We start from the raw sequence: 25,074 nt of genomic DNA on the forward strand, positions 1-25,074 counted from the left end.
ATATTGGGATTTAATAGGTTTCATCAAGAAACAACAGTCCATTGTGCGCCAATGATATTTCTCCTGGCCTTGGCACAGAGCCTCCCCCCACCAATGCCGCCATCGAGCTTGAATGATGCGGGGAACGAAATGGACGCTGCTTCCAGTTGTATTGATTGATCTCTTGCTGGGTGAGTGACGCGACGGAAGCCGTCTCCATCGCTTCGTCATCACTCATCTCAGGCAGTAAATCACAAAGGCGTGAGGCAAGCATGGTCTTGCCCGTACCGGGTGGACCTAAAAACAGTAAGTTATGATTGCCAGCCGCCGCGATCTCTAACGCTCGTTTGCCTTGCTGCTGACCAATAATATCTTGCAGGTCTCGAGTCATGTGCTCTTGAGAGAGAGGCTCAGAGACATCGTTTAAGTTCAATGTACTTTGACCACAAAGGTAGCCGCACACCTCGAGCAGTGTTTGGGCGGACTTATGCTCCCCTTGTCCAACCAAAGCAGCTTGCTCACCGTTATCATGCGGGACCACCAGAGCGCGATTCGCCTTATCACACGCCAAGGTTGCGGGTAATACGCCTTTGACTGTACGCAATTCACCAGACAGAGCGAGCTCACCAATGAACTCGTGACTCAAAACTTTGCTTTCTGGCAATTGCTCAGAGGCGACCAAAATGCCAAGGGCAATCGGCAGATCGAAGCGCCCTCCCTCTTTCGGAAGATCGGCAGGAGCTAGGTTGACCGTGATACGCTTAGCTGGAAATTCAAATCTTGAATTGATGATTGCACTGCGCACGCGATCTTTAGACTCTTTGACCGTTGTCTCTGGTAATCCGACCAAAGAGAACCCTGGCATCCCGTTGCTGATATGCACCTCGACAGTGACCGCAGGTGCTTCGACACCGACGCTGGCGCGACTATGAATGATTGCGAGTCCCATAGCTTTCCTTTGTTATTGATTTAAAAGTATTCAGCCTGGGTATTCTTTCCTCACCAAAGCCATAAGATTGTTATATAGCTTGGTGGAATTAGTTTTTAATGTGAAAAAAGAATGACATTTTGCTTGTCAGGAAACAGTTTTCTGTGATAACACTAGAGATAGATGGTTTTACATACGACAATCGACGAGAAAGCTCGGATTTTATGACACTAAACACACGCCTATACGCACTGATTAACCTGATTATCGTGGTCATTATTATGACGACGCGGGGGCGTGTGGATAAAAAATAGCCACAAATTTTTAAAACCCCCGCACTGACAAGTCCGGGGGTTTTTTCTAATTTATAGATTCGATTTTTATACTTTGAAGCATTTTCGGCTACGCCGATAGACAGGAAGAATGGGAGCACACGATGTGCAGCAACAAAAAAAATAGTTACCAAAATACCGGTAACCAGGGGGATTTACGATGAAAGGTGCAGAATTAGTCGTATCCGCTTTGAAGCAGCAGGGTATAGACACCGTATTTGGTTATCCAGGTGGTGCCATAATGCCAATCTACGATGCATTGTACGACGGTGGTGTGGAACACATCCTATGTCGTCACGAGCAAGGTGCTGCAATGGCCGCCATAGGGATGGCGAGAGCCACTCAGGATGTTGCAGTATGTATGGCGACCTCTGGTCCTGGCGCCACTAACCTAGTCACCGGCCTTGCCGATGCATTTATGGACTCAATCCCCCTCGTCGCCATTACTGGCCAAGTCGCTAGCTCCCACATTGGTACTGATGCCTTCCAAGAAATGGATGTGATCGGTATGTCTCTCTCTTGTACCAAGCACAGCTACCTTGTTACAGACATTGAAGACCTTGCACCAACCTTAGCAGAGGCCTTTGAAGTGGCTAAAACCGGTCGTCCTGGTCCCGTTATCGTTGATATCGCCAAAGATGTGCAACTTGCAGAAGCTCCTGTAGAAGTTCTTCCTTCTTTCACGCCACCAGCAATACCTGTGGCACCACAAGAAGCGATCGAGACAGCACAACAAGTCCTTTCTCAAGCTACCCGCCCTGTTCTTTACGTTGGTGGTGGTGTTCAACTGGCAAAGGCAACCGACTCTGTTCGTGAGTTCCTGCGTCTTAATCCAATGCCAGCGGTTAGCACATTAAAAGGCTTGGGTACCATCGAGCGTGATGACCCACACTACCTAGGTATGTTAGGTATGCACGGCACTAAAGCGGCTAACTTAGTCGTTCAAGAATCCGACCTACTGATCGTAGTCGGCGCGCGCTTTGATGACCGAGTAACGGGCAAGCTAGATACCTTTGCGCCACACGCAAAAGTCATTCACATCGATATTGATGCGGCAGAGATCCACAAGCTTCGTCATGCACACGCTCCATTGCGTGGTGACATCAACACCATTCTTCCTCAGTTAGAGCTGACTCAAGACATCAGCCCTTGGGTTCACCACTCTGAGAGCTTACGCAGCACGTTCAAGTGGCGCTATGACCACCCTGGTGACCCAATCTTCGCACCACTGCTGCTTAAGCAACTTTCTGACATGATGCCGGATAGCTCAATTGTCTCGACCGACGTTGGTCAACACCAGATGTGGGCTGCACAGCACATTCAACCTCGTCAGCCGCAGAACTTCATCACCTCAGCTGGCTTAGGCACCATGGGCTTTGGTTTGCCTGCAGCGATGGGAGCAGCCGTTGCTCGCCCAGATGATCAATCAATCCTTATCTCAGGTGATGGTTCATTCATGATGAATGTTCAAGAGCTTGGGACACTTAAGCGTCGCCAGATCCCAGTGAAGATGGTGCTACTTAACAACTCGCGCCTTGGTATGGTTCGTCAATGGCAATCGCTGTTCTTCGATGGTCGCCACAGTGAAACGATCCTAGATGACAACCCTGATTTCGTAATGCTCGCGAAAGCCTTCGATATTCCGGGCAAAACCATCACCAAGAAGGAAGAAGTTGAGCCAGCCATCAAAGAGATGCTCGAGAGCAAAACGGCTTACCTTCTGCATGTATTGATCGACGAAGAAGAGAACGTATGGCCACTTGTACCACCTGGTGCATCAAACAGTGATATGTTGGAGAACACGTAACATGGAAAGATATTTACTAGACATCAAAGCTGACGATAAGCCGGTACTATTAGAGCGTGTTCTTCGTGTTATTCGTCACCGTGGCTTCATCGTTAAGCAGGTTGCCGGTACTCAGAACCATGAGAGCAAAATCGCGAGCGTTGAGATCATCGTTGATAGCGACCGCCCTATCTCTTTCTTGGTTAATCAGATTGAAAAGCTATGGGATGTACGCACTGTCGATGTGATCTCCATTAGCCGTAACGAACTACCAAACAATAACTTACAACAAAAGATTGGTGCATAAGGAAGCGCAAACATGACAGCAAAAACAGCAGACTACATTTGGTTTAATGGTGAGATGGTTCCTTGGGCTGAGGCGAACGTTCATGTCTTAACTCACGCTATGCACTACGGTACTTCAGTATTTGAAGGGGTTCGTTGCTACAACACTCCAAATGGCCCAATCATTTTCCGTCACCCAGAGCACGCGAAGCGCCTAAAAGACTCAGCCAAGATCTACCGCTTCCCTATTCCTTACACGGAAGAGGAGATCATGGAAGCCACACGCGAAACACTGCGTCAAAACAAGCTGGAGTCTGCCTACATCCGTCCTCTAGGCTTTGTCGGTAATGTTGGCCTAGGTGTATGTCCTCCAGAAAATACTGAGATGGACCTAATCATCGCCGCCTTCCCATGGGGTTCGTACCTAGGCGAAGAAGCTCTAGAAAACGGCGTAGATGCGATGATTTCAAGCTGGAATCGCGCAGCACCTAATACTATCCCAACCGCAGCAAAAGCAGGTGGTAACTACCTATCATCACTACTGGTTGGTGGTGAAGCTCGTCGTCACGGTTACGATGAAGGTATCGCACTGAGTGTCGATGGTTACCTTTCAGAAGGTGCCGGTGAGAACATCTTTGTCGTGAAAGACGGCGTGATCACAACGCCACCAGCGACCAGCGCGATCCTGCCTGGTATTACACGCGACAGCATCATGACTCTAGCACGCGATCGCGACTATGAAGTACGTGAAGCCAATATTGCACGTGAAGCACTTTACCTAGCGGATGAAATATTCATGACAGGTACAGCCGCTGAAATCGTGCCAGTACGTACAGTTGATAAGATTGAAGTCGGTTGTGGTAAACGCGGCCCAATCACTAAAGTAATGCAAGACCTTTACTTTGGCCTATTCAACGGCACCACAGAAGATAAGTGGGGCTGGTTGGATTACGTTTACCCAGAACAAGCACCTTCAGCTCAATAATTTATAAGGAAGTAGCAAATGTCTTCGGCTCCAAAAATCAAATATCGCAGCGCAACTACAACTCACGGCCGCAACATGGCGGGTGCTCGTGCTCTCTGGCGTGCAACGGGTGTAAAAGATGATGACTTCGGTAAGCCAATCATCGCTGTTGTAAACTCATTCACTCAATTTGTTCCAGGCCACGTTCACCTTAAAGATATGGGTCAGCTGGTCGCAGGTGAAATCGAAAAAGCGGGCGGTATCGCTAAAGAATTCAATACCATTGCAGTTGATGATGGCATCGCGATGGGTCACGGCGGCATGCTTTACTCACTGCCTTCACGTGAATTGATCGCTGACTCTGTAGAGTACATGGTCAATGCACACTGTGCCGACGCGATGGTGTGTATCTCTAACTGTGACAAAATCACTCCGGGAATGATGATGGCAGCGATGCGCCTCAACATCCCAGTGATCTTTGTTTCTGGTGGCCCAATGGAAGCAGGTAAAACCAAGCTTTCTGATCAGATCATCAAGCTAGACCTTGTTGATGCGATGATCCAAGGTGCCGATCCAACAGTTTCAGATGAACAGAGCGAGCAGATTGAGCGTTCAGCTTGTCCAACTTGTGGTTCTTGTTCAGGCATGTTCACAGCAAACTCAATGAACTGTCTAACGGAAGCTCTAGGCCTATCTCAGCCAGGTAACGGCTCTATGCTAGCGACCCACGCTGACCGTGAGCAGCTATTCATCAATGCTGGTAAGCGCGTTGTTGAACTGACTAAGCGCTACTACGACCAAGGCGATGAATCAGCACTACCGCGCAACATCGCCAACCGCGCAGCCTTTGAGAACGCGATGGCGCTAGATATCGCGATGGGTGGTTCTAGTAACACGGTTCTTCACCTGCTAGCAGCAGCACAAGAAGGTGAGATCGACTTTGATATGAACGACATCGATGAGATGTCACGTCGCGTTCCTCATCTATGTAAAGTGGCACCATCTACTCAAAAGTACCACATGGAAGACGTACACCGCGCCGGTGGTGTAATGGCGATTCTGGGTGAGCTAGACCGCGCGGGCCTACTCAATGGCTCAACAAGTACTGTTCTTGGCATGACAATGCAGCAACAGCTTGCTGAATACGACATCATGCAGACTGAGAATGAAGACGTTCTTAAGTTCTTCCGTGCAGGCCCTGCAGGTATCCGTACCACTCAAGCCTTCTCTCAAGATTGCCGCTGGGATCGCCTAGATGACGACCGCACCGACGGTTGTATCCGCTCAAAAGAGAACGCATTTAGCCAAGAGGGTGGCCTAGCCGTTCTATCTGGTAATATCGCGGTTGACGGCTGTATCGTTAAGACGGCAGGTGTAGATGAAGAGAACCTTAAGTTCCAAGGTCCAGCTATCGTATTCGAAAGCCAAGATACAGCAGTAGAAGGTATCCTAGGTGGCAAAGTGAAAGCGGGTGAAGTGGTTGTTATCCGTTACGAAGGCCCTAAAGGTGGCCCTGGTATGCAAGAGATGCTGTACCCAACGACTTACCTGAAGTCTATGGGCCTAGGCAAGTCTTGTGCACTGCTAACGGATGGCCGTTTCTCTGGTGGTACGTCTGGTCTATCTATCGGTCACGCCTCTCCTGAAGCAGCAAGTGGCGGTACTATTGGCCTTGTTCAAGATGGCGATATCATCACTATCGATATCCCTAGCCGTTCTATCTCGCTAGACGTTCCAGAAGAAGAGCTTGCTGCTCGTCGTGCGAAACAGGATGAGCTTGGCTGGAAACCTGCTGATCGCCAACGCGAAGTATCATTCGCACTTAAAGCTTACGCAAGCATGGCAACTAGCGCGGACAAAGGCGCAGTGCGCGATAAGTCGAAGCTTGAGGGCTAATCTATGAGTGATGACACCTCAACGCCCCGCCTACAATCTGGTGCAGATTACCTGCGCCAGATATTAAGAGCTCCAGTTTATGAAGCGGCTATCGTTACGCCACTGCAAGAGATGCCACGCCTGAGCGCACGTATCGGTAACCAGGTTCAGCTTAAACGTGAAGACCGTCAGCCGGTTCACTCGTTCAAGCTGCGTGGTGCCTATAACATGGTATCCAGTCTTTCTGAACAACAGAAAGCTGCAGGTGTAATTGCAGCATCGGCAGGTAACCATGCTCAAGGCATGGCTCTGTCTGGCTCTAAGCTAGGTATTCAGACCACGATTGTGATGCCAAAAACCACCCCAGACATCAAAGTAGATGCGGTACGTGGCTTCGGTGGCAACGTGGTTCTGCACGGCAGCAACTTTGATGAAGCGAAGGCTGAAGCAGAACGCCTTTCAGCTGAGCACGGCTACACCTTTGTACCTCCGTTCGATCACCCATTGGTGATCGCAGGGCAAGGCACTATGGGTATGGAGATGCTGCAGCAGAATGGTCATCTTGATTATATCTTTGTGCCCGTTGGCGGTGGTGGTCTCGCTGCTGGTGTTGCTGTACTGGTTAAGCAGCTCATGCCAGAGATTAAAGTGATTGCAGTAGAGCCAGAGGACTCCTCTTGCCTCAAGGCAGCACTCGATGCCGGTGAACCAGTCGTACTGGATCAAGTCAGCATGTTTGCCGATGGCGTTGCGGTTAAGCGCATTGGTGAAGAGACCTTCCGCCTGTGTCAGCAGTACATCGATGGTCACATTGCTGTATCTAGCGATGAGATCTGTTCTGCAGTAAAAGACATCTTTGAGGATACTCGTGCGATTGCCGAGCCTTCCGGTGCGCTTGCTCTGGCTGGTTTGAAGAAGTTTGCCGAGCAGAACCAACTGCAAGGCAAGCAACTGGCAACGGTACTCTCTGGTGCCAACACCAACTTCCATGGCCTGCGTTATGTATCCGAACGTTGTGAGCTGGGTGAGAAGCGCGAGGGTTTGCTTGCGGTGACAATTCCTGAACGCCAAGGCGCTTTCCTCGAGTTCTGCAATATCATCGGCGGACGTGCTGTGACTGAGTTTAACTACCGCCATAACGACGATAGCCTGGCGAACATCTTCGTCGGTGTGCGTCTCAATGGTGGGCAGGAAGAGCTCGATAGCATCATCTCTGACCTCCGTGAAGGCGGCTATCCGGTAGTCGACCTCTCAGATGATGAGATGGCGAAGCTGCATATCCGCTATATGATTGGTGGTAAGCCATCTAAGCCATTGAAAGAACGTCTATACAGCTTTGAGTTCCCAGAATACCCAGGTGCTCTGATCAAGTTCCTCGATACGCTAGGCACACACTGGAACATCAGCCTGTTCAACTACCGCAACCACGGTGCCGATTATGGTCGTGTTTTGTGTGGATTTGAATTGAGTGACGATGACCTTGCACAATTCTCAACTCACCTACGTGAGCTTGGCTACCAATGCAAAGATGAAACCGATAACCCTTCGTACAAGTTCTTCTTGTCCTAACAGGTTGTTATCTAATAAAAAGAGCGAGCATTGACTCGCTCTTTTTGATCGTAACTATAAAGATCGTTCAACTAGATCGCCTTGCGATGATCCAACCAATCTCGATGCAATTGATCACTGGATCCTAAGTAATTCACCATCCACTCGATCAACTTATGATTATCGTCTTTGCGCCACACAAGGCAGCACTGACTAAGAGGGCTCGGCTCCGGCAGTATTTTCTCCACCAGCAAGCCTTGTTCAATGATAGGGGCAGCAATGTGGCGTGGCATATAGCCAACCCCTACTCCATTCTTAAGGCATTCAATAGCACTGTACCAGTTAGGTAGCAGCAAGCGCCTTTGATTGGCGTAGTGACCCGTATGACGCTTGGGCAATACGCTCGATGTGTCATCTAAACAGATAGCTGGGAACTGACTGACAAAGGTCTCATCAAGGTTCTGCTCTCGCACACACGGATGACTTGGCGACATAACAAATGCCCAATCGAGCGGCCCCATCTCTTTAACCTCAAAGTCACCGCCCACCGGAATCGCAGAAGTGGCACCAATCACAATATCGGCACGTCCTTGAGCGATCGCCTCCCAAGAGCCATTGAACACCTCCATATTGATCTGCAGTTCAGCAAAATCAAAGGTCTCATAAAACTCTTCAATCATCGGCTTCATCTTGTCGAGCTTAACCACGTTATCTAGGGTTAAGCGCAGAGTCTTTTTCCAACCTCGGGCTGCTCGCTTGGTCTGGGCACTCACCTCCTCCATCTGGCGCAACAGAGAGCGTGCCTCTTCGATAAACACCTCTCCGGCAGGTGTCAGTTCAACCTTTCTCGGCAGGCGCTTAAACAACAGCACACCAAGCTCTTGCTCTATCTGACGAACCCCGTAGCTGATCGCTGATGGCACCTTGTGCAGTTGTTCAGCCGCAGCCGTGAAACTTCCCAACCTCGCCACAGTGTCGAGCATTTCTAACGATGATTTAGAGAACATAAGCCTTCAAATTTTTTGATTGATAACCACATATTTTAGCGTTTTATTTTAACAAAGCAGAAAAATAGAATGTCAGCGTACATAAAACGGGCATGACGTCACCCAACAACAAACAATAATTTTGATGATAAATACATCACTACAACAGCTTAATGGCATTTTATGAATATTTCTAAGTTTCAGCTGACCTACCTTGCAGTTCTGTCCATGCTAGGTTTCATCGCGACCGATATGTATCTACCTGCATTTAAGGCAATGGAGATCGACTTTGCAACCGGCCCAGAGCAGATTGCCCTATCTCTAACGGTATTCCTTGGCGGCATGGCAATGGGTCAGCTTCTTTGGGGTCTTGCCAGCGATAAATATGGCCACCGCAACACACTGGCTGTCGGTCTAGTTCTGTTTACGGCAGCATCATTTGGTTTGGCTTTCAGCACTGAGGTTTGGCAACTGCTGACACTGCGCTTTATCCAAGCGATCGGTGTGTGTGCTCCTGCTGTGATCTGGCAAGCGATGGTAATCAAGCGCTATTCACAAAGCAGCAGCCAACAAATTTTTGCAACCATCATGCCTTTGGTAGCGCTATCTCCTGCACTGGCGCCTCAACTGGGTGTACTTCTAGCGGATAACTTTGGTTGGCACAGCATCTTCATTACTCTAACGCTAATGGGCGCGCTATTGGTTGCAACCACTATGGCTCAACCAAAAGAGCAACCAGAGGTAAAACAAACCTCCGTTAAATCTGATATTAAGGCGCTAGTTAAATCTAAGCCTTACTTGGGCAATGTACTGATGTTCGCTTCAGCATCGGCCGCTTTCTTTGCCTACCTAACGGGTATGCCAGAGATCATGGCTCAGCTAGGTTATGAAGCGAAAGATATTGGCCTGAGCTTTATCCCACAAACAATCGCGTTTATGGCGGGTGGCTACTTTGGTAAGCAAGCGGTGAAGAGATACGGCGATGGTGTGGTGCTGCGCAACCTAGTGGGTCTGTTCAGTGTGGCAGCAATGCTTATCTTCATCGCCTCTCAGTGGGAACTGACGTCAATCTGGCCTTTACTTGCACCATTCTGTCTGATTGCTGTGGCAAATGGTGCTATGTATCCGATTGTAGTAAACCGCGCGCTATCAAGTGCCAAACAGAGCCCAGCGACGGCTGCAGGTCTACAGAACAGCTTACAGATCTGTATTAGCAGCCTAGCAAGTGCACTGGTTGCAGCAATGGCAAGCCAAGCACTGAGCGTTACCGGTGTCGCTATCGTTATCTGTCTAGGTGGCTTATGGTTTGGTTACATCTTCTCAAATAAAGAGTTATCTCAGCACTTCTCTGCGCCGGATAACTCGCGTGTAGTCGCTGAAGACAACCAAGACTAGCCTGCTCATTCATTCAAAACTAAAAAGAGCGAGTTTAATACTCGCTCTTTTCTTCTCACATAGAACTCAATCAGCTCTCATTCTCCACCACTTCCAGCGCTGGCGCCTTATGGCGACTGTACTCATCGTAATTAATTACACGGCTACGCCCCATATCCTTAGCCATGTACAACGCACTGTCTGCCATCTTAACCAAAGATTCTGTATCAGAAGCTGGCTTAGGGTAAGTCGCGACACCAATAGAAACGCCCAGCTGCCCTAGAGATAAGCCCTTGTGTTCCAGGTGCATCGAGCGCACGGCATCACATAGGCCTTGAGCAAACTCTGTCGCTTGTTGCATAGAATAGTGCGGCAGCAACACCGCCAACTCTTCCCCACCAAGGCGACAAGCAATCTCATCTTCACTAACACTCTGCTTGAGTAGTGCACTGATCTCTTTTAGTACAAAGTCGCCCGCGTCATGACCAAAGTTGTCATTGAAGCGTTTGAAGTGATCCAAATCGAGCATTAATAGCGATAGTGGCTGCTCGCTGGTGGCTGAATTCATCGAGTGTTCTTCCAGTTTTTGCTCGAAGAAGCGACGGTTGAATAGACCAGTGAGTGGATCGCTGAGGGCCTGAGAGCGCAGTTTCTCTTGTAGGCTCAGATTAGCCAGTGCCAAGCCTAGATGCTCAGAAACACTGAATGCGAGCTGCTCGGTAATAGGGTCAATCTTTATGTGACCCTGGCCAAAATAGAGATGCATAATGCCAATGGTGTTGCCATGCGCGGTCAATGGAATGCACAGGGTTTGGTTGTTTTCCATCTCGTGCATGTGTCCGCAGGTCAACGAGTGGAAGTCATCATTGGATTGATGTGGGCGTCCCTTGCGCAGAGACCAGCACTCTTCAGGCGCAAAGCTTGAGCTACCCGGCCAAGTTTCGCCCCAGTCTAGCTGGGTAATTAATTGGTTACGTGAGGCACGCATCAGTGAAACACTGCCGTTAATGTTGCCAAGGATTCTCGGCAAGATATCAGAGACGATTTGTTGCGCTTCAACCATGTTGTTACACGCCGCCAGCATGTTAGCCAAGCGGTGCATCAACTCAATCTCATGAGTACGCTGACGGATGCGCTCATCTTGCTTCTTCTGCTCTTCTTCAACGCGGTGAGTGATCTGGCGGTTGCTAACGTAAGAGGTACCGATCAAGAAGCTCAAACTCAGTAGCACCATACCAATCAGAATGCCCATCAGCTGGAAGTTCATCTGCTTAAGCTGATGCATTGGCGAGGAGATCACCACCACAAAGTCTTTGCCCTGCACACTCTCCTTTTGCGAGTAGTAAATACGGTCAATAGAGGTAACCGTGCTAAAGCGTACATCGCTACCATTGCCATGCTTCAGCGCCTGCTGAAATTCGGGACGATCACTATGATTTTCAACCCGAGCAAGCGCATGGTCAGAGAGATCGGTATCGCCAATCACAACCCCTTGTGGGTCGATGACTTGAATTCTTAATCGCGTATTGGCTTGGGTAAGGTCGCCAATGTAGTCATCAATATCGGTATCAGCCGTAAACGAGCCGCTGTCCTCACGAATCTCATAGATCACATCCGACATTAACGAGACCAAATGCTCGCGCTCGTTCTCAACCACCAGCTTTTCCAACGTCACGTAAAAGCCGTACAGCCCAATCAGCATTGAAAAAGATAAGATGATGATCGGCATGGTCTGCCATTTCTTCTCAACCAATCTCATTATCTCTATTTCACCTTAACTTTACAGAACCCCAACCCGAATAATAACAATACAACAACAAAATACAATTAGAGCATTGATGAATTTATTAGCAGTGCACAATAAAAAGAGCCAGTTACTCGCGTAACTGGCTCTTTCATATATCTATTGTTCAATAATCGATGCGATTATTTTTTCTTCACTGGACGCTGCCAGTTTGCAATCTTGCGCTCTTTAGCGCGGCTGATCACGAGCTCGCTCTCAGCAACATCACGAGTAACTGTTGAGCCTGCACCAACTGTTGCACCATTGGCAATAGTCACAGGAGCAATCAACTGGCTATCAGAGCCAACAAACACGTCATCACCAATGATGGTCTTGAACTTGTTCGCGCCGTCATAGTTACAAGTAATAGCACCTGCACCAACGTTAACGCGTTGACCAATCTCTGCATCGCCAAGGTAAGTCAGGTGGTTCGCCTTAGAGCCTTCACCTAGGCGCGTATTCTTCACTTCGACGAAGTTACCCACGTGTGAGTCATTGCGCATGTCTGCACCAGGACGCAGGCGAGTAAATGGACCAACCGTACAATCTTCACCAACAGTCGCGCCTTCAATTACGCTGTATGGGCGAATCACAGTGTTGTCGTCGATCTCACAATCTTTCAGTACACAACCAGCACCGATAGTCACGTTATCGCCGATGCTTACGCTACCTTCGATGATCACGTTAACATCAATTTCAACATCCATGCCGCACTGCAGTTCACCACGTAAATCGAAACGGCTTGGGTCACGCAGCATAACGCCCTGTTTCAGCAGCTTGTCTGCTTGTTCCGCTTGGTAAGCACGCTCTAGACGAGCAAGTTGAGAGCGATCATTAACGCCTTCAACTTCAATTGGGCTGTTTGGATGTACCGCTTCTACCGCACGACCTTCATCGTGAGCTGCTGCGATAACGTCTGTTAGGTAGTACTCGCCTTGTGCGTTGTCATTGCTTAGACCAGACAACCAGCGTTTAAGATCGCCCCCCGTCGCTACCATAACGCCCGTGTTGATCTCTTTGATAAGCTTCTGCTCGTCGGTCGCATCTTTCTGCTCAACGATAGCAACCACAGGGCCGTTACGACGAATAATACGGCCGTAACCTGTTGGGTTATCTAATACAACAGTCAGCAGCGCAATACCGCCAGTTGGTTGTGCGTCTAATAGGTTTTCAATGGTTTCAGCTGAGATCAGTGGAACATCACCGTACAGAACCAGCACTTTCTCATCATCAGCAAAGTGTGCTGATGCCTGATCAACAGCGTGACCAGTACCTAGCTGCTCTGCTTGTAGCGCCCAGTTCACTTGCTCTTCAGCAAGAGTCGCTTTCATCTGATCGCCACCGTGACCGTAAACAAGGTGGATGTTTTGTGCACCCAAACCGTTACAAGTATCGATAACGTGTTTAACCATCGGCTTACCCGCAAGGGTATGTAGCACCTTTGGTGTGTTTGAGTACATGCGAGTGCCTTTACCCGCCGCGAGGATAACCGCGCTGAAATTCATTGGAACAACCTATCTGACGTTATTTTAGTTAAGACGATATTGTAACCGTTTTTAGCTAACAAATTAAATAATCTGATGATTTAAGACCAATCACAGTAAGTAAGTGATCATAAATAGCGTAGGAAAAAAGCTTGAGAACGAGGCAGAAATTTTCGATAAGTAGCTATTCTACAGTCAAAATTTCTAACGAAGTTATCGAGCGTTTTAACAAGCTAGGATGACCAGTTACTTGCTACGATTGGTGTACCGCATATGGCTTATCCAAAAATGCAAAAAGGCGACCCTTAGGTCGCCTTTATCTCAGTATCGATAATTTCTATAAAATTAACGACGCTGTTTTGTCAGTTCGATAACTCGTAACTGAGCAATGGCTTTAGCCAGTTCACCGGCCGCTTGTGCGAAGTCCATGTCGCCATGCTGATTTTGGATATTCTCCACAGCCTTGCGCTTAGCTTCTTCCGCCTTTGCTGCGTCTAGCTCTTCACCACGGATAGCTGTATCAGCCAGTACAGTCGCTGTACCAGGCTGAACTTCTACCATACCACCAGAAACATAAATGATTTCTTCGTGGCCGTGCTGCTTAACAATACGCACCATACCAGGCTTGATAGCGGTCAGCAGCGGTGTGTGACCATGGAAAATACCAAGTTCACCTTCGCTACCGGTCACCTGAAACGTCTCAACAAGACCAGAGAAAAGCTTTTTCTCTGCACTTACTACGTCTAGGTGAAAGGTTATTGCTGCCATATCGCCTCCTAGTTAGCCTTATAGCTTCTTAGCATTCTCAATAGCTTCGTCGATAGTACCGCAGTACATGAACGCTTGCTCTGGAATGTCATCGTATTCACCGTCTAGTAGACCTTTGAAGCCACGTAGAGTCTCTTTAAGAGGTACGTAAACGCCTGGGTCACCTGTAAATACTTCCGCTACGTGGTAAGGCTGAGTTAGGAACTTCTCAATCTTACGAGCACGAGATACAACTTGCTTATCTTCTTCAGATAGCTCGTCCATACCTAGAATAGCAATGATGTCTTTAAGCTCTTTGTAGCGCTGAAGCGTACGTTGTACACCTTGAGCGATATCGTAGTGCTCTTGACCAACTACTAGTGGATCTAGTTGACGTGAAGTTGAATCTAGCGGGTCGATCGCTGGGTATAGACCCATAGCTGCGATGTTACGGTTAAGTACAACCGTTGCATCCAAGTGCGCGAACGTTGTTGCTGGAGATGGGTCAGTCAAGTCATCCGCAGGTACGTATACCGCCTGTACAGACGTGATAGAGCCTTGCTTAGTTGACGTGATACGCTCTTGTAGAACACCCATTTCTTCCGCTAGTGTAGGTTGGTAACCTACCGCAGAAGGCATACGGCCTAGAAGTGCTGATACCTCAGTACCTGCAAGCGTGTAACGGTAGATGTTATCTACGAATAGTAGAACGTCACGACCTTCGTCACGGAAACGCTCTGCCATTGTTAGACCAGTCAGTGCAACACGTAGACGGTTACCTGGTGGCTCGTTCATCTGACCGTAAACCATCGCTACTTTAGATTCTTCAGGTTTTTCAACGTTTACAACGCCTGCTTCCTGCATCTCAAAGTAGAAATCGTTACCTTCACGAGTACGCTCACCTACACCTGCAAATACAGATAGGCCAGAGTGCTGAAGTGCGATGTTGTTGATAAGTTCCATCATGTTAACGGTCTTACCTACACCTGCACCACCGAATAGACCGATTTTACCACCCTTAGCGAATGGACAAACCAAGTCGATTACTTTAACACCTGTTTCTAGAAGTGCTGTCTCGTTAGACTGCTCTTCGTAGCTAGGCGCTTCGCGGTGAATTGCGTAGTGCTCTTCTGCACCGATTTCACCACACTCATCAATCGCGTCACCTAGAACGTTCATGATACGACCTAGGGTCTTAGTACCTACTGGTACTGAGATTGGCGCGCCAGTATTTTCTACTGTCAAACCACGACGTAAACCATCAGAGCTACCCATTACGATTGCGCGAACTACGCCACCGCCAAGTTGTTGCTGAACTTCAAGAACTAGACGTTCTTTAGCTTCAGTAACGTTCAGAGCGTCGTATACACGTGGTACTTCACCCTGTGGGAACTCTACGTCGACTACTGCACCGATGATCTGTACGATCTTACCTGTAGCCATCGTTAATCCTCTAACTATTTAGTTTTACCTAAGCTTTAACCGAAAAAGCGATTAAACCGCTGATGCGCCCGAAACGATCTCAGAAAGTTCTTGTGTGATTGCCGCTTGACGGGCTTTGTTGTACACAAGTTCTAAGTCATCAATTAGGTCGCTAGCGTTGTCTGTTGCAGCTTTCATAGCAATCATTCGAGCCGCTTGCTCACAAGCAAGGTTCTCTACCACACCTTGGTACACTTGAGATTCGACGTAACGAACCAATAGTGCATCTAGTAGTGGTTTTGGCTCAGGCTCATAAATGTAGTCCCAAGCATGATTGCGCTGCATGTCTTCGCTATCCGATTTAGGCAAAGGAAGTAATTGATCGATCGTTGGTTCTTGTACCATAGTGTTTTCAAACTTGTTGAACACTACGAACAGGCGATCCAATTCACCTTCATCATATTTCTTCAGCATTACGCTTACAGAACCGATCAAGTCTTCAAGGCTTGGGCTATCGCCTAGGCCAGAAACTTGAGCCGCTACTTTCGCGCCGCTGTTGTTGAAAAATGCTGTTGCTTTTGAACCGATAATTGCCAGTTCAACGTCAGCACCTTTCTCAGACCAGTCTTTCATGTCTAACATAGCTTTCTTGAACAAGTTGATGTTCAAGCCGCCACATAGACCGCGGTCTGTAGAAACGATGATGTAACCAACACGTTTGGCTTCACGTTCCTCAAGATAAGGATGCTTATACTCAAGGCTACCGTTAGCCAAATGACCGATCACTTTACGCATTGTTTCTGCATATGGACGAGTAGCTTCCATTGCGTCTTGAGAACGACGCATTTTTGAAGCTGCTACCATTTCCATTGCTTTCGTAATCTTCTGTGTGCTTTTAACACTACCGATTTTATTACGTATCTCTTTTGCGCCGGCCATCGTTACTCTCCGTTAATGGTATGAGGTGACCCTAAGGCCACCCACCAATTACCAGGTCTGGGTTGCTTTGAAATCGTCAGCAAGCTTCTTCAGCTCAGCTTCGATATCATTGTTGTAAACACCCGTTTTGTCGATCTGCGTTGCAAGATCGGCATAGTGACTGCGAGCATACGATAGTAAAGCAGCTTCAAAGTCTAGCAGCTTATCAAGCGCTACATCTTGAAGGTAACCACGCTCTGCAGCGAAGATTACTAGTGCTTGGTCAAATACAGACATTGGAGCGTACTGCTTCTGCTTCATTAGTTCTGTAACTTTTTGACCGTGGTCTAGCTGCTTCTTAGTCGCTTCATCAAGGTCAGACGAGAACTGTGCGAATGCCGCAAGTTCACGGTACTGTGCTAGAGCTGTACGGATACCGCCAGATAGCTTCTTGATGATTTTAGTCTGCGCTGAACCACCTACACGAGATACTGAGATACCTGGGTCAACAGCTGGACGTACGCCTGCGTTGAATAGCTCAGTTTGTAGGAAGATCTGACCATCGGTAATCGAGATTACGTTCGTCGGTACGAATGCAGATACGTCACCAGCTTGTGTTTCGATGATAGGAAGAGCAGTTAGAGAACCTGTCTTACCTTTCACTTCACCGTTAGTGAATTTTTCTACGTACTCTTCGCTTACACGAGCTGCACGCTCTAGTAGACGAGAGTGAAGGTAGAATACATCACCCGGGAATGCTTCACGGCCTGGTGGACGCTTAAGTAGTAGCGAGATCTGACGGTAAGCTACCGCTTGCTTAGATAGATCATCATAAACAATCAGTGCGTCTTCACCGCGATCACGGAAGTATTCACCCATCGCACAACCTGCGTATGGCGCTAGGTATTGTAGCGCTGCAGATTCAGAAGCAGATGCAACAACAACGATAGTGTTTTCTAGCGCGCCGTGCTCTTCTAGTTTGCGAACTACGTTAGCGATAGTCGATGCTTTCTGACCGATTGCTACGTAGATAGAGAAAATACCAGAATCTTTTTGGTTGATAATCGCATCGATCGCCATCGCTGTTTTACCAGTCTGACGGTCACCGATTACTAGCTCACGCTGACCACGACCGATTGGGATCATTGAGTCAACAGACTTGTAACCAGTTTGTACAGGTTGGTCTACCGATTTACGGTCGATTACACCTGGTGCAATTACTTCTACAGGCGAAGTCAGTTTCGCTTCGATAGGACCTTTACCATCAATTGGCTCACCTAGTGTGTTTACAACACGACCAAGTAGTTCTGGACCTACTGGCACTTCAAGAATGCGGCCAGTACCTGTAACTTTCATGCCTTCCTGAAGGTCAGCATATGGGCCCATTACAACAGCACCAACCGAATCACGGTTCAAGTTAAGTGCTAGTGCGTAGCGGCCACCCGGTAGTTCAATCATTTCACCTTGCATCACGTCCGTTAGGCCGTGAATGCTAAGAATACCATCGCTTACCGATACGATAGTACCCTCGTTGCGAGCTTCACTAACAACGTCGAAAGATTCGATACGTTGTTTAATTAGATCGCTAATTTCCGTGGAATTAAGTTGCATGCTCCAATCCCCATTAAGACTGCAATGCATCGCTCAGGCGGTCTAGACGACCACGAGCTGAGTTATCGATGACTAGGTCTCCGGCTCGAATAATAACTCCACTAAGTAGAGTCTCATCTATACTGCAATTCAGCTGAACTTTGCGCTCTAGGCGCTGTTCCAATTTGCTGCTGATATCTGCCAGTTGTTCTTTAGAAAGTTCTACTGCTGAAGTTACTTCAACGTCGATCTCTTTCTCGTGCTCTTTTTTCAGAGCGAAGAACTCGTGACATACATCTGGAAGAGCCTTAAGTCGGCCATTCTCTGCCATCACTTTGATAAAGTTTTGGCCATGTGCATCAAATTGTTCGCCGCAGATTACAATGAAAATTTCAGCTAGCTTGCTGGCAGTTGTTGAACTGTTCAGTAGGCTAACAATATCATCGTTTTGTGCGACCTCGGCTGCGAAAGTAAGCATTTGACCCCATTGGTCTAGCTCGCCCTTCTCAACCGCAAAGTCAAAGGCTGCTTTAGCATAGGGGCGTGCGATTGTAGTCAAATCAGACATATTCAGCCCCTTGCATTAAAGTTTTGCAGTAATGTTGTCAAGAACATCTTTGTGTACTTCTTGGTCGATAGTACGTTCAAGGATTTTCTCAGCACCAGCAATTGCCAGAGTTGCGACTTGTTTGCGCAGGTCATCACGTGCACGTTTACGTTCAGCTTCAAGTTCAGCTTCTGCTTGAGCAAGAATCTTCTGGCGTTCTGCCTGAGCTTCTTCACGAGCTTCATCTAGAATTTGTGCTTTACGCTTATTTGCCTGATCAATAACCTCAGTTGCAGTGCGCTTCGCTTCTTTCAGTTGTTCAGAAGCGTTGGCTTGTGCCAGGTTCAAATCTTTAGCAGCACGTTCAGCTGCTTGTAGACCGTCAGCAATTTTCTTCTGACGCTCTTCAATTGCTTGCATGATTGGTGGCCATACATATTTCATGCAGAACCAAACAAACATAGAAAAAGCAATCGCTTGACCTAGCAGAGTTGCGTTCATATTCACAACAGCTACCCCTCTATTCGGACTTAGTGTTAATCAATGACAAACCGGAGTTTGTCTGAAGTTAAAAGTGATTAACCTAGTTGACCAACGAATGGGTTTGCGAAAGTGAATAGAAGTGCGATTACGATACCGATCATTGGAACCGCATCCAGTAGACCTGCGATGATGAACATCTTAACTTGAAGCATAGGAGCCATTTCAGGTTGACGTGCAGCACCTTCTAGGAATTTACCACCAAGAATTGCAAAACCAATTGCAGTACCTACGGCACAAAGACCAACAATAATAGCAACAGCAATTGCTGAAAAACTTAGTACAGTTTCCATTTACGTTCTCCGATTAACATTAATAGTTAGAATAAAGCTTAAAAATTTTTTTTAGTGATCACTATCTTCGTGGGCCATTGATAGGTAAACAATTGTCAACATCATGAAAACAAATGCTTGAATCAAAATAACCAAGATGTGGAAGATAGCCCAAGGTAGAGCACCTACCCATTGTAAGTACCACGGTAGCATCGCTGCGATAAGAATGAATACAACCTCACCCGCAAACATGTTACCAAACAAACGCATACCTAGAGATAGTGGCTTCGCTAGTAACGAAATTACCTCAAGTACCAAGTTGAATGGAATCATAATTGGGTGATTGAATGGGTGTAATGCCAATTCTTTAGCAAACCCGCCAAGCCCTTTCACTTTGATGCTGTAGTAGATCATCAGAGCGAAAACGCCCAAAGCCATTGCCATGGTGATGTTAACATCAGCTGTAGGAACCACTTTCAGGTAAGGGATACCTAGCCAATGCTCTGCAGGATATGGTAAGAAATCAATAGGCACTAGGTCCATCAAGTTCATTAAGATAATCCAGCAGAATATAGTCAGTGCTAGTGGAGCGATCAGCGGGTTGCGACCATGGAAAGTTTCTTTAACGTTGTCACCAACGAATTCCACTACCATTTCGACAAAACACTGAAGCTTACCAGGTACACCTGCTGTTGCTTGCTTTGCTACTGAGCGAAATACCCAAAGGAATAACGCACCAGTTAGTACAGAGAAGAACAGACTGTCTATATGTACGTTCCAGAAACTTGTCTCCTCTACAAAACCTAGCTTGGCTAAAGACAGGTTCTGTAAGTGGTGTTCAATGTATCCGGATGCTGTTGCCGCAGCCATAACTCGTCCTATTTCTTATTGTTAATGAAAAGCACTGGCGCAAAGATATTAATACCGAGAGCCAGTAAATAGGTCAGTTTGAGGGGAATTAATTCCACCTGCATATACATGTAGACAATAGAGAATAGTAAAACTGTGATTAAGATTTTTAATGCTTCGCCTGCATAGAACGACGCTGCAACCAGTTTTGTCGCACGCGCCCCACAAAAGAGAAAAGCACACACACAAAACACCACATTGGCAATGACAAAAATACCGCCACCCACCAGTGAAGCAAAACCCCAATCAGGATTAACAGCTAAACCTAACCCCACCGCCACTAATATAACCGCGCTAAGCTCGATCAATAACATTTGCTTTGCAAGCACTCGTCCTGGTCTTGCTAACGCCGCTACCATGTATTCGTTCCTCTTTTAAGCCCACTTACCACCGCTTAAAAGCGTGCTGAGAAATTGGCGAAAATTATACGTTCAGCCAAACTGATTGCAATAAAAACGCAGCAATCATTTACATTTTTGTATACAAACCGACAACTTTCGTACGAAAATTATTGTTTATTACATTATTGACCTACGTCAATTATCTCATTTAGTCCTCTAGCTTGGCAATAAGTTGCTCTAATTTGTGAGGCTCATCAAGTGTAATCGTCACTTTTGACTTTCCTGTACCAGTTCGGACAATTGTAACGTTTGCTTGCAATTTTTCCGTCAGTCTTCGTGAAAGTTCGATGGCTTCTTGGTCTTGCGGCTGAGTTTCCGCTTCAACCTCTGGTTTTAGGCACTTTTTGACAAGTTGTTCGGTCTGGCGAACCGTCAATTGTTTGCGTGCAGCGGTGTTTGCTGCCTCGACTTGTTGCTCACCTTCGAGCGCCAACAATGCGCGAGCATGACCCATTTCAAGCTGCTTAGTTACCACCAACTCTTTCACTGGTGCTGCTAGCTGATTGAGACGTAGAAGGTTACTCACTGTCGTGCGTGATTTACCAATCACTTCAGCGACCTTCTGGTGTGTCAGCTCAAACTCGTTCTGTAGACGTTCTAGCGCTTGCGCCTCTTCGATGACATTCAAGTCTTCACGCTGAATGTTCTCAATCAGAGCCATCGCGATTGCCGCGCGATCTTCAACCTTTTTCACCAAACATGGCACCTTCTTTAGGCCTGCTTGGCGAGCCGCACGCCAACGACGCTCACCGGCAATGATCTCGTAGTGATCTTGCGACAGTGGACGCACAACGATCGGCTGGATGATGCCTTGAGATTGAATCGATGCCGCTAACTCTTCAAGCGCGTCTGGCGCCATGTCTTTACGTGGCTGATAGACACCTGGCTTCAAGCTGCCAATCGCAAGTTCGGTTAACTCACCATCGGCAGAGAGAGCCTGACTATGAGAAGCGACTTGCTGTTTTTCACGAGCCATTGAGCTAGTTGCAAGCAATGCATCTAGCCCTTTTCCTAAACCACGTTTAGACATTGAGCGAATTCCTTTGGTTTGATTTAAACTGGGACTTCTTCACGACGTAACATCTCGCCAGCAAGTGCCAAGTAGGCCTTTGCTCCTGCGGAGTATTTGTCGTAGTACATCGCTGGTTTGCCATGGCTTGGAGCCTCAGCAAGACGTACATTTCTAGGGATCACAGTTCGGTAGACCTTGCTACCAAAATGCTTCTTGAGTTGATCAGATACTTCATTCGACAAGCGGTTGCGAGGATCATACATAGTACGAAGTAAGCCTTCGATCTTCAGATTCTCATTCACAACAGCTGCCAGTTTACTGATGGTATCCATCAAGGCAGTTAAACCCTCTAACGCAAAGTATTCACACTGCATCGGGACCAAAACAGAGTCCGCCGCAGCCATCGCATTAATTGTAAGAAGGTTTAGAGAAGGGGGGCAATCAATAAAGATGAAATCATAGTTATCGCGAACTGACGCGAGGGCATTCTTAAGCCTCACTTCACGCGCAAACACTTCCATCAGCTTGATTTCAGCCGCGGTAACATCACCGTTGGCTGCGATGAGATCGTAGTTTCCCGACGTACTGCGGCAAACTACCTCATCAAAAGGTGTGTCTTCAACCAGTAAATCGTAAGCAGTTGCTTCAACCTGATACTTATCAACACCGCTTGCCATAGTGGCATTACCCTGTGGATCGAGATCGACAACCAAAACTTTGCGCTTTGTGGCGGCCATAGAGGCTGCCAAATTAATGCAAGTTGTTGTTTTTCCTACACCACCTTTCTGGTTGGCAATTGCTACAATTCTACCCACTATGGCCTCGCTGATTATCCCTGACGCGATAACGTTACTAGATGACGCTCTCCATCAAGCTCTGGAACTTGCAAAGCTTTGATGTCAGTTACTGAACACCAGTCCGGTAACTGGTCCATTTCGTCTCTAGGATGTTGTCCTTTAAGAGCCAAAAATACACCGGATTGCTCTTTAGGTAAATGATGACACCACTCAACCATGTCTGTCATTGATGCAAACGCACGACTGAGCACAGCGTCAAACTTTTCTTCTGGCTGGAACTCTTCAACGCGACTTTGAACAGGTGTCACGTTGTCGATACCCAACTCATGTACGACTTGCTTGATAAAACGAATACGCTTTCCAAGGCTATCCAACAAGAAAAACTCACAATCAGGATTCATAATTGAGAGCGGGATACCAGGAAGGCCTGGACCCGTACCTACATCAATAAAACGCTTGCCCTGTAAGTGAGTGCTGACAATGATGCTATCTAAGATATGTTTCACCATCATGTCCATCGGGTCGCGAACCGAAGTTAAGTTATACGCCTTATTCCATTTATTGAGCAGTTCAACGTAACCAACCAGTTGGCCACGTTGTTTATCTGATACTTCTAGGTCGGTCTGGCTGATCAGGTGATCCAATTTTTCGCGTAGTGCGCTCATTATGCTTCCTCACCTTTCTTCAGTAGGCCATGTTTCTTCAAGTAAACCAGTAGGATAGAGATTGCAGCCGGCGTAATCCCTGAAATTCGAGAGGCAATACCAATCGACTCTGGCTTAGCCGTCGACAATTTCAGTACGACTTCGTTAGATAGACCTTTTACTTGGCTGTAATCAAGATCAACAGGTAGTTTGGTGTTTTCGTGACGCAGCGACTTTTCGATCTCATCTTGCTGACGCTGAATGTAACCCTCGTATTTCACTTGGATTTCAACCTGTTCTGCAGCTTGTTGATCATCTAGAGCTGGAGCAAAACGATCCAGAGCCGTCAGTTGTGAATAAGTCATTTCTGGACGACGCAGAAGATCCTCACCGCTCGCTTCACGCGACATTGGCGTTTTTAGGATCTGGTTAAGTGCATCGATGTCTTCAGATTTCGGGTTAATCCAAGTCTCTTTCAGGCGCTGACGCTCTTTTTCCATGTTCTCGATTTTCTCGTTGAAACGCGCCCAGCGCGCATCGTCAATCAAACCAAGTTCACGAGATTTCTCCGTCAAACGGATATCGGCGTTGTCTTCACGCAGTAACAGACGGTATTCAGCACGTGAAGTAAACATGCGGTACGGTTCTTTAGTACCCATGGTTGATAGGTCGTCAATCAATACGCCCATGTAAGCCTGATCACGACGTGGGCTCCAACCTTCTTTGCCTTGAGTAAACAGACTTGCGTTCAAACCTGCCATCAAGCCTTGCGCTGCTGCTTCTTCGTAACCCGTGGTACCGTTGATTTGACCCGCAAAGAATAGACCCTTGATAAACTTAGTCTCGTAAGTCTGTTTTAAATCACGTGGATCAAAGAAATCGTACTCAATTGCGTAGCCTGGACGCACGATGTGTGCATTTTCGAAGCCTTTCATTGAGCGAACAATCTGCACCTGAACATCGAATGGCAAGCTGGTCGAGATACCATTTGGGTATAGCTCGTGCGTGGTTAGGCCTTCCGGCTCGATGAAAATCTGGTGGCTGTTCTTATCTGCAAAACGCATCACCTTATCTTCGATTGAAGGACAGTAACGTGGGCCGATACCTTCAATCACGCCCGCATACATTGGGCTACGGTCTAGGTTATTGCGAATCACTTCATGAGTAGATTCGTTCGTGTGCGTGATATAACACGGGATTTGACGTGGCTGCTGCGCACGGTTACCCATGAATGAGAAAACAGGTGTTGGATTATCACCGTGCTGAACCTCAAGTTCAGAGAAATCGACACTACGAGCATCAATACGCGGTGGAGTACCCGTTTTTAGGCGATCAACACGGAAAGGAAGATCACGCAGACGTTGAGCCAATGCGATCGATGGTGGATCACCCGCGCGACCACCTGATGAACTTTCCATACCGATGTGGATCTTACCGCCTAGGAATGTACCAACCGTTAATACCACAGCCTTAGCATGGAATTTTAGTCCCATTTGCGTCACAACACCGACGACTTGATCCTGTTCTACGATCAAATCATCCACTGACTGTTGGAACAGAGTCAGGTTTGGTGTGTTTTCTAGGGTGCTGCGAACATACGCTTTGTACAGGGCACGGTCAGCTTGAGCGCGTGTAGCACGAACCGCTGGTCCCTTAGAGGCATTAAGAGTACGGAATTGAATACCTGCATGATCAATGGCTTGAGCCATCAATCCACCCATTGCATCGACTTCTTTTACTAAGTGTCCCTTACCAATACCACCAATCGCTGGGTTACAAGACATTTGTCCCAGGGTATCGATATTGTGAGTAAGGAGTAACGTACTTTGACCAGTACGCGCAGATGCGAGTGCGGCTTCCGTTCCTGCATGGCCGCCACCGACTACGATGACGTCAAATTTTTCGTGATAAAGCATGAACCGACCTCAGGTATTCAAACGATTTCTAGACA

The 25,074-nt window shown here is 47.5% G+C and carries 22 protein-coding genes and 1 pseudogene; 6 read left to right on the plus strand and 17 right to left on the minus strand.

The window, feature by feature from the left end:
• Nucleotides 1-19: 19 nt before the first annotated feature.
• Nucleotides 20-928 (minus strand): annotated as a pseudogene (locus tag KI743_RS22910) (YifB family Mg chelatase-like AAA ATPase); the annotation flags it as partial.
• A 471-nt stretch (nucleotides 929-1,399) separates the two neighbouring features.
• Between KI743_RS22910 and ilvG the strand changes: the two are divergent.
• The 5 genes from ilvG to ilvA are packed head-to-tail and all read left to right on the plus strand — an operon-like array spanning nucleotide 1,400 to nucleotide 7,718.
• The gene (ilvG, locus tag KI743_RS22915; protein WP_032548652.1) at nucleotides 1,400-3,046 is read left to right on the plus strand and encodes an acetolactate synthase 2 catalytic subunit; all 1,647 of its coding nucleotides are present in this window, start codon (nucleotides 1,400-1,402) and stop codon (nucleotides 3,044-3,046) included.
• 1 nt (nucleotide 3,047) lies between these two features.
• The gene (gene ilvM, locus KI743_RS22920; protein ID WP_032548651.1) at nucleotides 3,048-3,332 is read left to right on the plus strand and encodes an acetolactate synthase 2 small subunit; all 285 of its coding nucleotides are present in this window, start codon (nucleotides 3,048-3,050) and stop codon (nucleotides 3,330-3,332) included.
• A 12-nt stretch (nucleotides 3,333-3,344) separates the two neighbouring features.
• A complete protein-coding gene (locus tag KI743_RS22925; protein WP_285468395.1) occupies nucleotides 3,345-4,295 on the plus strand; it encodes a branched-chain amino acid transaminase in 951 nt (316 codons plus the stop codon).
• Between the two features lie 18 nt (nucleotides 4,296-4,313).
• A complete protein-coding gene (gene ilvD, locus KI743_RS22930) occupies nucleotides 4,314-6,170 on the plus strand; it encodes a dihydroxy-acid dehydratase (protein WP_285468396.1) in 1,857 nt (618 codons plus the stop codon).
• Between the two features lie 3 nt (nucleotides 6,171-6,173).
• Entirely contained in the window at nucleotides 6,174-7,718 is a 1,545-nt protein-coding gene (gene ilvA, locus KI743_RS22935; RefSeq protein WP_285468397.1) for a threonine ammonia-lyase, biosynthetic, read from the plus strand.
• A gap of 71 nt (nucleotides 7,719-7,789) precedes the next feature.
• Here the strand turns inward: ilvA and punR are convergent, their stop codons facing one another.
• Entirely contained in the window at nucleotides 7,790-8,704 is a 915-nt protein-coding gene (gene punR, locus KI743_RS22940) for a DNA-binding transcriptional activator PunR (protein ID WP_032548647.1), read from the minus strand.
• A 162-nt stretch (nucleotides 8,705-8,866) separates the two neighbouring features.
• Between punR and punC the strand changes: the two genes are divergently transcribed.
• Nucleotides 8,867-10,078: a purine nucleoside transporter PunC gene (gene punC, locus KI743_RS22945; protein WP_285468398.1), complete on the plus strand. Its 1,212-nt coding sequence runs from the start codon at nucleotides 8,867-8,869 to the stop codon at nucleotides 10,076-10,078.
• A 70-nt stretch (nucleotides 10,079-10,148) separates the two neighbouring features.
• Here the strand turns inward: punC and KI743_RS22950 are convergent, their stop codons facing one another.
• The 15 genes from KI743_RS22950 to mnmG all read right to left on the minus strand — a co-directional run bounded on the left by KI743_RS22950 (nucleotide 10,149) and on the right by mnmG (nucleotide 25,039).
• Nucleotides 10,149-11,759, minus strand: coding sequence for a diguanylate cyclase (locus KI743_RS22950; RefSeq protein WP_285468421.1), 1,611 nt, complete (start codon nucleotides 11,757-11,759; stop codon nucleotides 10,149-10,151).
• Between the two features lie 224 nt (nucleotides 11,760-11,983).
• The gene (gene glmU / locus KI743_RS22955; protein ID WP_032548644.1) at nucleotides 11,984-13,345 is read right to left on the minus strand and encodes a bifunctional UDP-N-acetylglucosamine diphosphorylase/glucosamine-1-phosphate N-acetyltransferase GlmU; all 1,362 of its coding nucleotides are present in this window, start codon (nucleotides 13,343-13,345) and stop codon (nucleotides 11,984-11,986) included.
• A gap of 324 nt (nucleotides 13,346-13,669) precedes the next feature.
• Entirely contained in the window at nucleotides 13,670-14,092 is a 423-nt protein-coding gene (locus KI743_RS22965; protein ID WP_032548643.1) for a F0F1 ATP synthase subunit epsilon, read from the minus strand.
• Nucleotides 14,093-14,110: 18 nt separating this feature from the next.
• A complete protein-coding gene (gene atpD, locus KI743_RS22970) occupies nucleotides 14,111-15,514 on the minus strand; it encodes a F0F1 ATP synthase subunit beta (RefSeq protein WP_150870625.1) in 1,404 nt (467 codons plus the stop codon).
• A 51-nt stretch (nucleotides 15,515-15,565) separates the two neighbouring features.
• Nucleotides 15,566-16,432 (minus strand): F0F1 ATP synthase subunit gamma, encoded by an 867-nt coding sequence (atpG, locus tag KI743_RS22975; RefSeq protein WP_032548641.1) that lies wholly within the window; start codon nucleotides 16,430-16,432, stop codon nucleotides 15,566-15,568.
• A 48-nt stretch (nucleotides 16,433-16,480) separates the two neighbouring features.
• A complete protein-coding gene (atpA, locus tag KI743_RS22980) occupies nucleotides 16,481-18,022 on the minus strand; it encodes a F0F1 ATP synthase subunit alpha (protein ID WP_150896022.1) in 1,542 nt (513 codons plus the stop codon).
• Between the two features lie 13 nt (nucleotides 18,023-18,035).
• Entirely contained in the window at nucleotides 18,036-18,569 is a 534-nt protein-coding gene (gene atpH, locus KI743_RS22985) for a F0F1 ATP synthase subunit delta (RefSeq protein ID WP_032548639.1), read from the minus strand.
• A 15-nt stretch (nucleotides 18,570-18,584) separates the two neighbouring features.
• Nucleotides 18,585-19,055, minus strand: coding sequence for a F0F1 ATP synthase subunit B (gene atpF, locus KI743_RS22990; RefSeq protein ID WP_032548638.1), 471 nt, complete (start codon nucleotides 19,053-19,055; stop codon nucleotides 18,585-18,587).
• A gap of 71 nt (nucleotides 19,056-19,126) precedes the next feature.
• Entirely contained in the window at nucleotides 19,127-19,381 is a 255-nt protein-coding gene (atpE, locus tag KI743_RS22995; protein ID WP_010319963.1) for a F0F1 ATP synthase subunit C, read from the minus strand.
• 51 nt (nucleotides 19,382-19,432) lie between these two features.
• Nucleotides 19,433-20,230, minus strand: a complete 798-nt coding sequence (gene atpB, locus KI743_RS23000) for a F0F1 ATP synthase subunit A (protein WP_032548636.1) — start codon at nucleotides 20,228-20,230, stop codon at nucleotides 19,433-19,435.
• Nucleotides 20,231-20,238: 8 nt separating this feature from the next.
• Entirely contained in the window at nucleotides 20,239-20,628 is a 390-nt protein-coding gene (locus KI743_RS23005) for a F0F1 ATP synthase subunit I (protein ID WP_032548635.1), read from the minus strand.
• Between the two features lie 190 nt (nucleotides 20,629-20,818).
• The gene (locus tag KI743_RS23010; RefSeq protein ID WP_285468399.1) at nucleotides 20,819-21,700 is read right to left on the minus strand and encodes a ParB/RepB/Spo0J family partition protein; all 882 of its coding nucleotides are present in this window, start codon (nucleotides 21,698-21,700) and stop codon (nucleotides 20,819-20,821) included.
• A 23-nt stretch (nucleotides 21,701-21,723) separates the two neighbouring features.
• On the minus strand, nucleotides 21,724-22,497 hold the full coding sequence (locus tag KI743_RS23015) for a ParA family protein (RefSeq protein WP_032548633.1): 774 nt from the start codon (nucleotides 22,495-22,497) through the stop codon (nucleotides 21,724-21,726).
• Nucleotides 22,498-22,511: 14 nt separating this feature from the next.
• Nucleotides 22,512-23,144, minus strand: coding sequence for a 16S rRNA (guanine(527)-N(7))-methyltransferase RsmG (rsmG, locus tag KI743_RS23020; protein WP_150870618.1), 633 nt, complete (start codon nucleotides 23,142-23,144; stop codon nucleotides 22,512-22,514).
• A complete protein-coding gene (gene mnmG, locus KI743_RS23025; RefSeq protein ID WP_255229556.1) occupies nucleotides 23,144-25,039 on the minus strand; it encodes a tRNA uridine-5-carboxymethylaminomethyl(34) synthesis enzyme MnmG in 1,896 nt (631 codons plus the stop codon). Before mnmG ends, rsmG begins: the two co-directional genes overlap by 1 nt.
• Between the last annotated feature and the right edge of the window lie 35 nt (nucleotides 25,040-25,074).

The sequence above is a fragment of the Vibrio sp. D420a genome, assembly GCF_030248625.1.
Taxonomy (GTDB): domain Bacteria; phylum Pseudomonadota; class Gammaproteobacteria; order Enterobacterales; family Vibrionaceae; genus Vibrio; species Vibrio fortis_A.

Excerpts from the sequence above, each read along its gene's own strand:
- ilvG (WP_032548652.1), top strand. The coding sequence starts at position 1,400 with ATGAAAGGTGCAGAATTAGTCGTATCCGCTTTGAAGCAGCAGGGTATA.
- ilvM (WP_032548651.1), top strand. The coding sequence starts at position 3,048 with ATGGAAAGATATTTACTAGACATCAAAGCTGACGATAAGCCGGTACTA.
- KI743_RS22925 (WP_285468395.1), top strand. The coding sequence starts at position 3,345 with ATGACAGCAAAAACAGCAGACTACATTTGGTTTAATGGTGAGATGGTT.
- ilvD (WP_285468396.1), top strand. The coding sequence starts at position 4,314 with ATGTCTTCGGCTCCAAAAATCAAATATCGCAGCGCAACTACAACTCAC.
- ilvA (WP_285468397.1), top strand. The coding sequence starts at position 6,174 with ATGAGTGATGACACCTCAACGCCCCGCCTACAATCTGGTGCAGATTAC.
- punR (WP_032548647.1), bottom strand. The coding sequence starts at position 8,704 with ATGTTCTCTAAATCATCGTTAGAAATGCTCGACACTGTGGCGAGGTTG.
- punC (WP_285468398.1), top strand. The coding sequence starts at position 8,867 with ATGAATATTTCTAAGTTTCAGCTGACCTACCTTGCAGTTCTGTCCATG.
- KI743_RS22950 (WP_285468421.1), bottom strand. The coding sequence starts at position 11,759 with ATGCTGATTGGGCTGTACGGCTTTTACGTGACGTTGGAAAAGCTGGTG.
- glmU (WP_032548644.1), bottom strand. The coding sequence starts at position 13,345 with ATGAATTTCAGCGCGGTTATCCTCGCGGCGGGTAAAGGCACTCGCATG.
- KI743_RS22965 (WP_032548643.1), bottom strand. The coding sequence starts at position 14,092 with ATGGCAGCAATAACCTTTCACCTAGACGTAGTAAGTGCAGAGAAAAAG.
- atpD (WP_150870625.1), bottom strand. The coding sequence starts at position 15,514 with ATGGCTACAGGTAAGATCGTACAGATCATCGGTGCAGTAGTCGACGTA.
- atpG (WP_032548641.1), bottom strand. The coding sequence starts at position 16,432 with ATGGCCGGCGCAAAAGAGATACGTAATAAAATCGGTAGTGTTAAAAGC.
- atpA (WP_150896022.1), bottom strand. The coding sequence starts at position 18,022 with ATGCAACTTAATTCCACGGAAATTAGCGATCTAATTAAACAACGTATC.
- atpH (WP_032548639.1), bottom strand. The coding sequence starts at position 18,569 with ATGTCTGATTTGACTACAATCGCACGCCCCTATGCTAAAGCAGCCTTT.
- atpE (WP_010319963.1), bottom strand. The coding sequence starts at position 19,381 with ATGGAAACTGTACTAAGTTTTTCAGCAATTGCTGTTGCTATTATTGTT.
- atpB (WP_032548636.1), bottom strand. The coding sequence starts at position 20,230 with ATGGCTGCGGCAACAGCATCCGGATACATTGAACACCACTTACAGAAC.
- KI743_RS23005 (WP_032548635.1), bottom strand. The coding sequence starts at position 20,628 with ATGGTAGCGGCGTTAGCAAGACCAGGACGAGTGCTTGCAAAGCAAATG.
- KI743_RS23010 (WP_285468399.1), bottom strand. The coding sequence starts at position 21,700 with ATGTCTAAACGTGGTTTAGGAAAAGGGCTAGATGCATTGCTTGCAACT.
- rsmG (WP_150870618.1), bottom strand. The coding sequence starts at position 23,144 with ATGAGCGCACTACGCGAAAAATTGGATCACCTGATCAGCCAGACCGAC.
- mnmG (WP_255229556.1), bottom strand. The coding sequence starts at position 25,039 with ATGCTTTATCACGAAAAATTTGACGTCATCGTAGTCGGTGGCGGCCAT.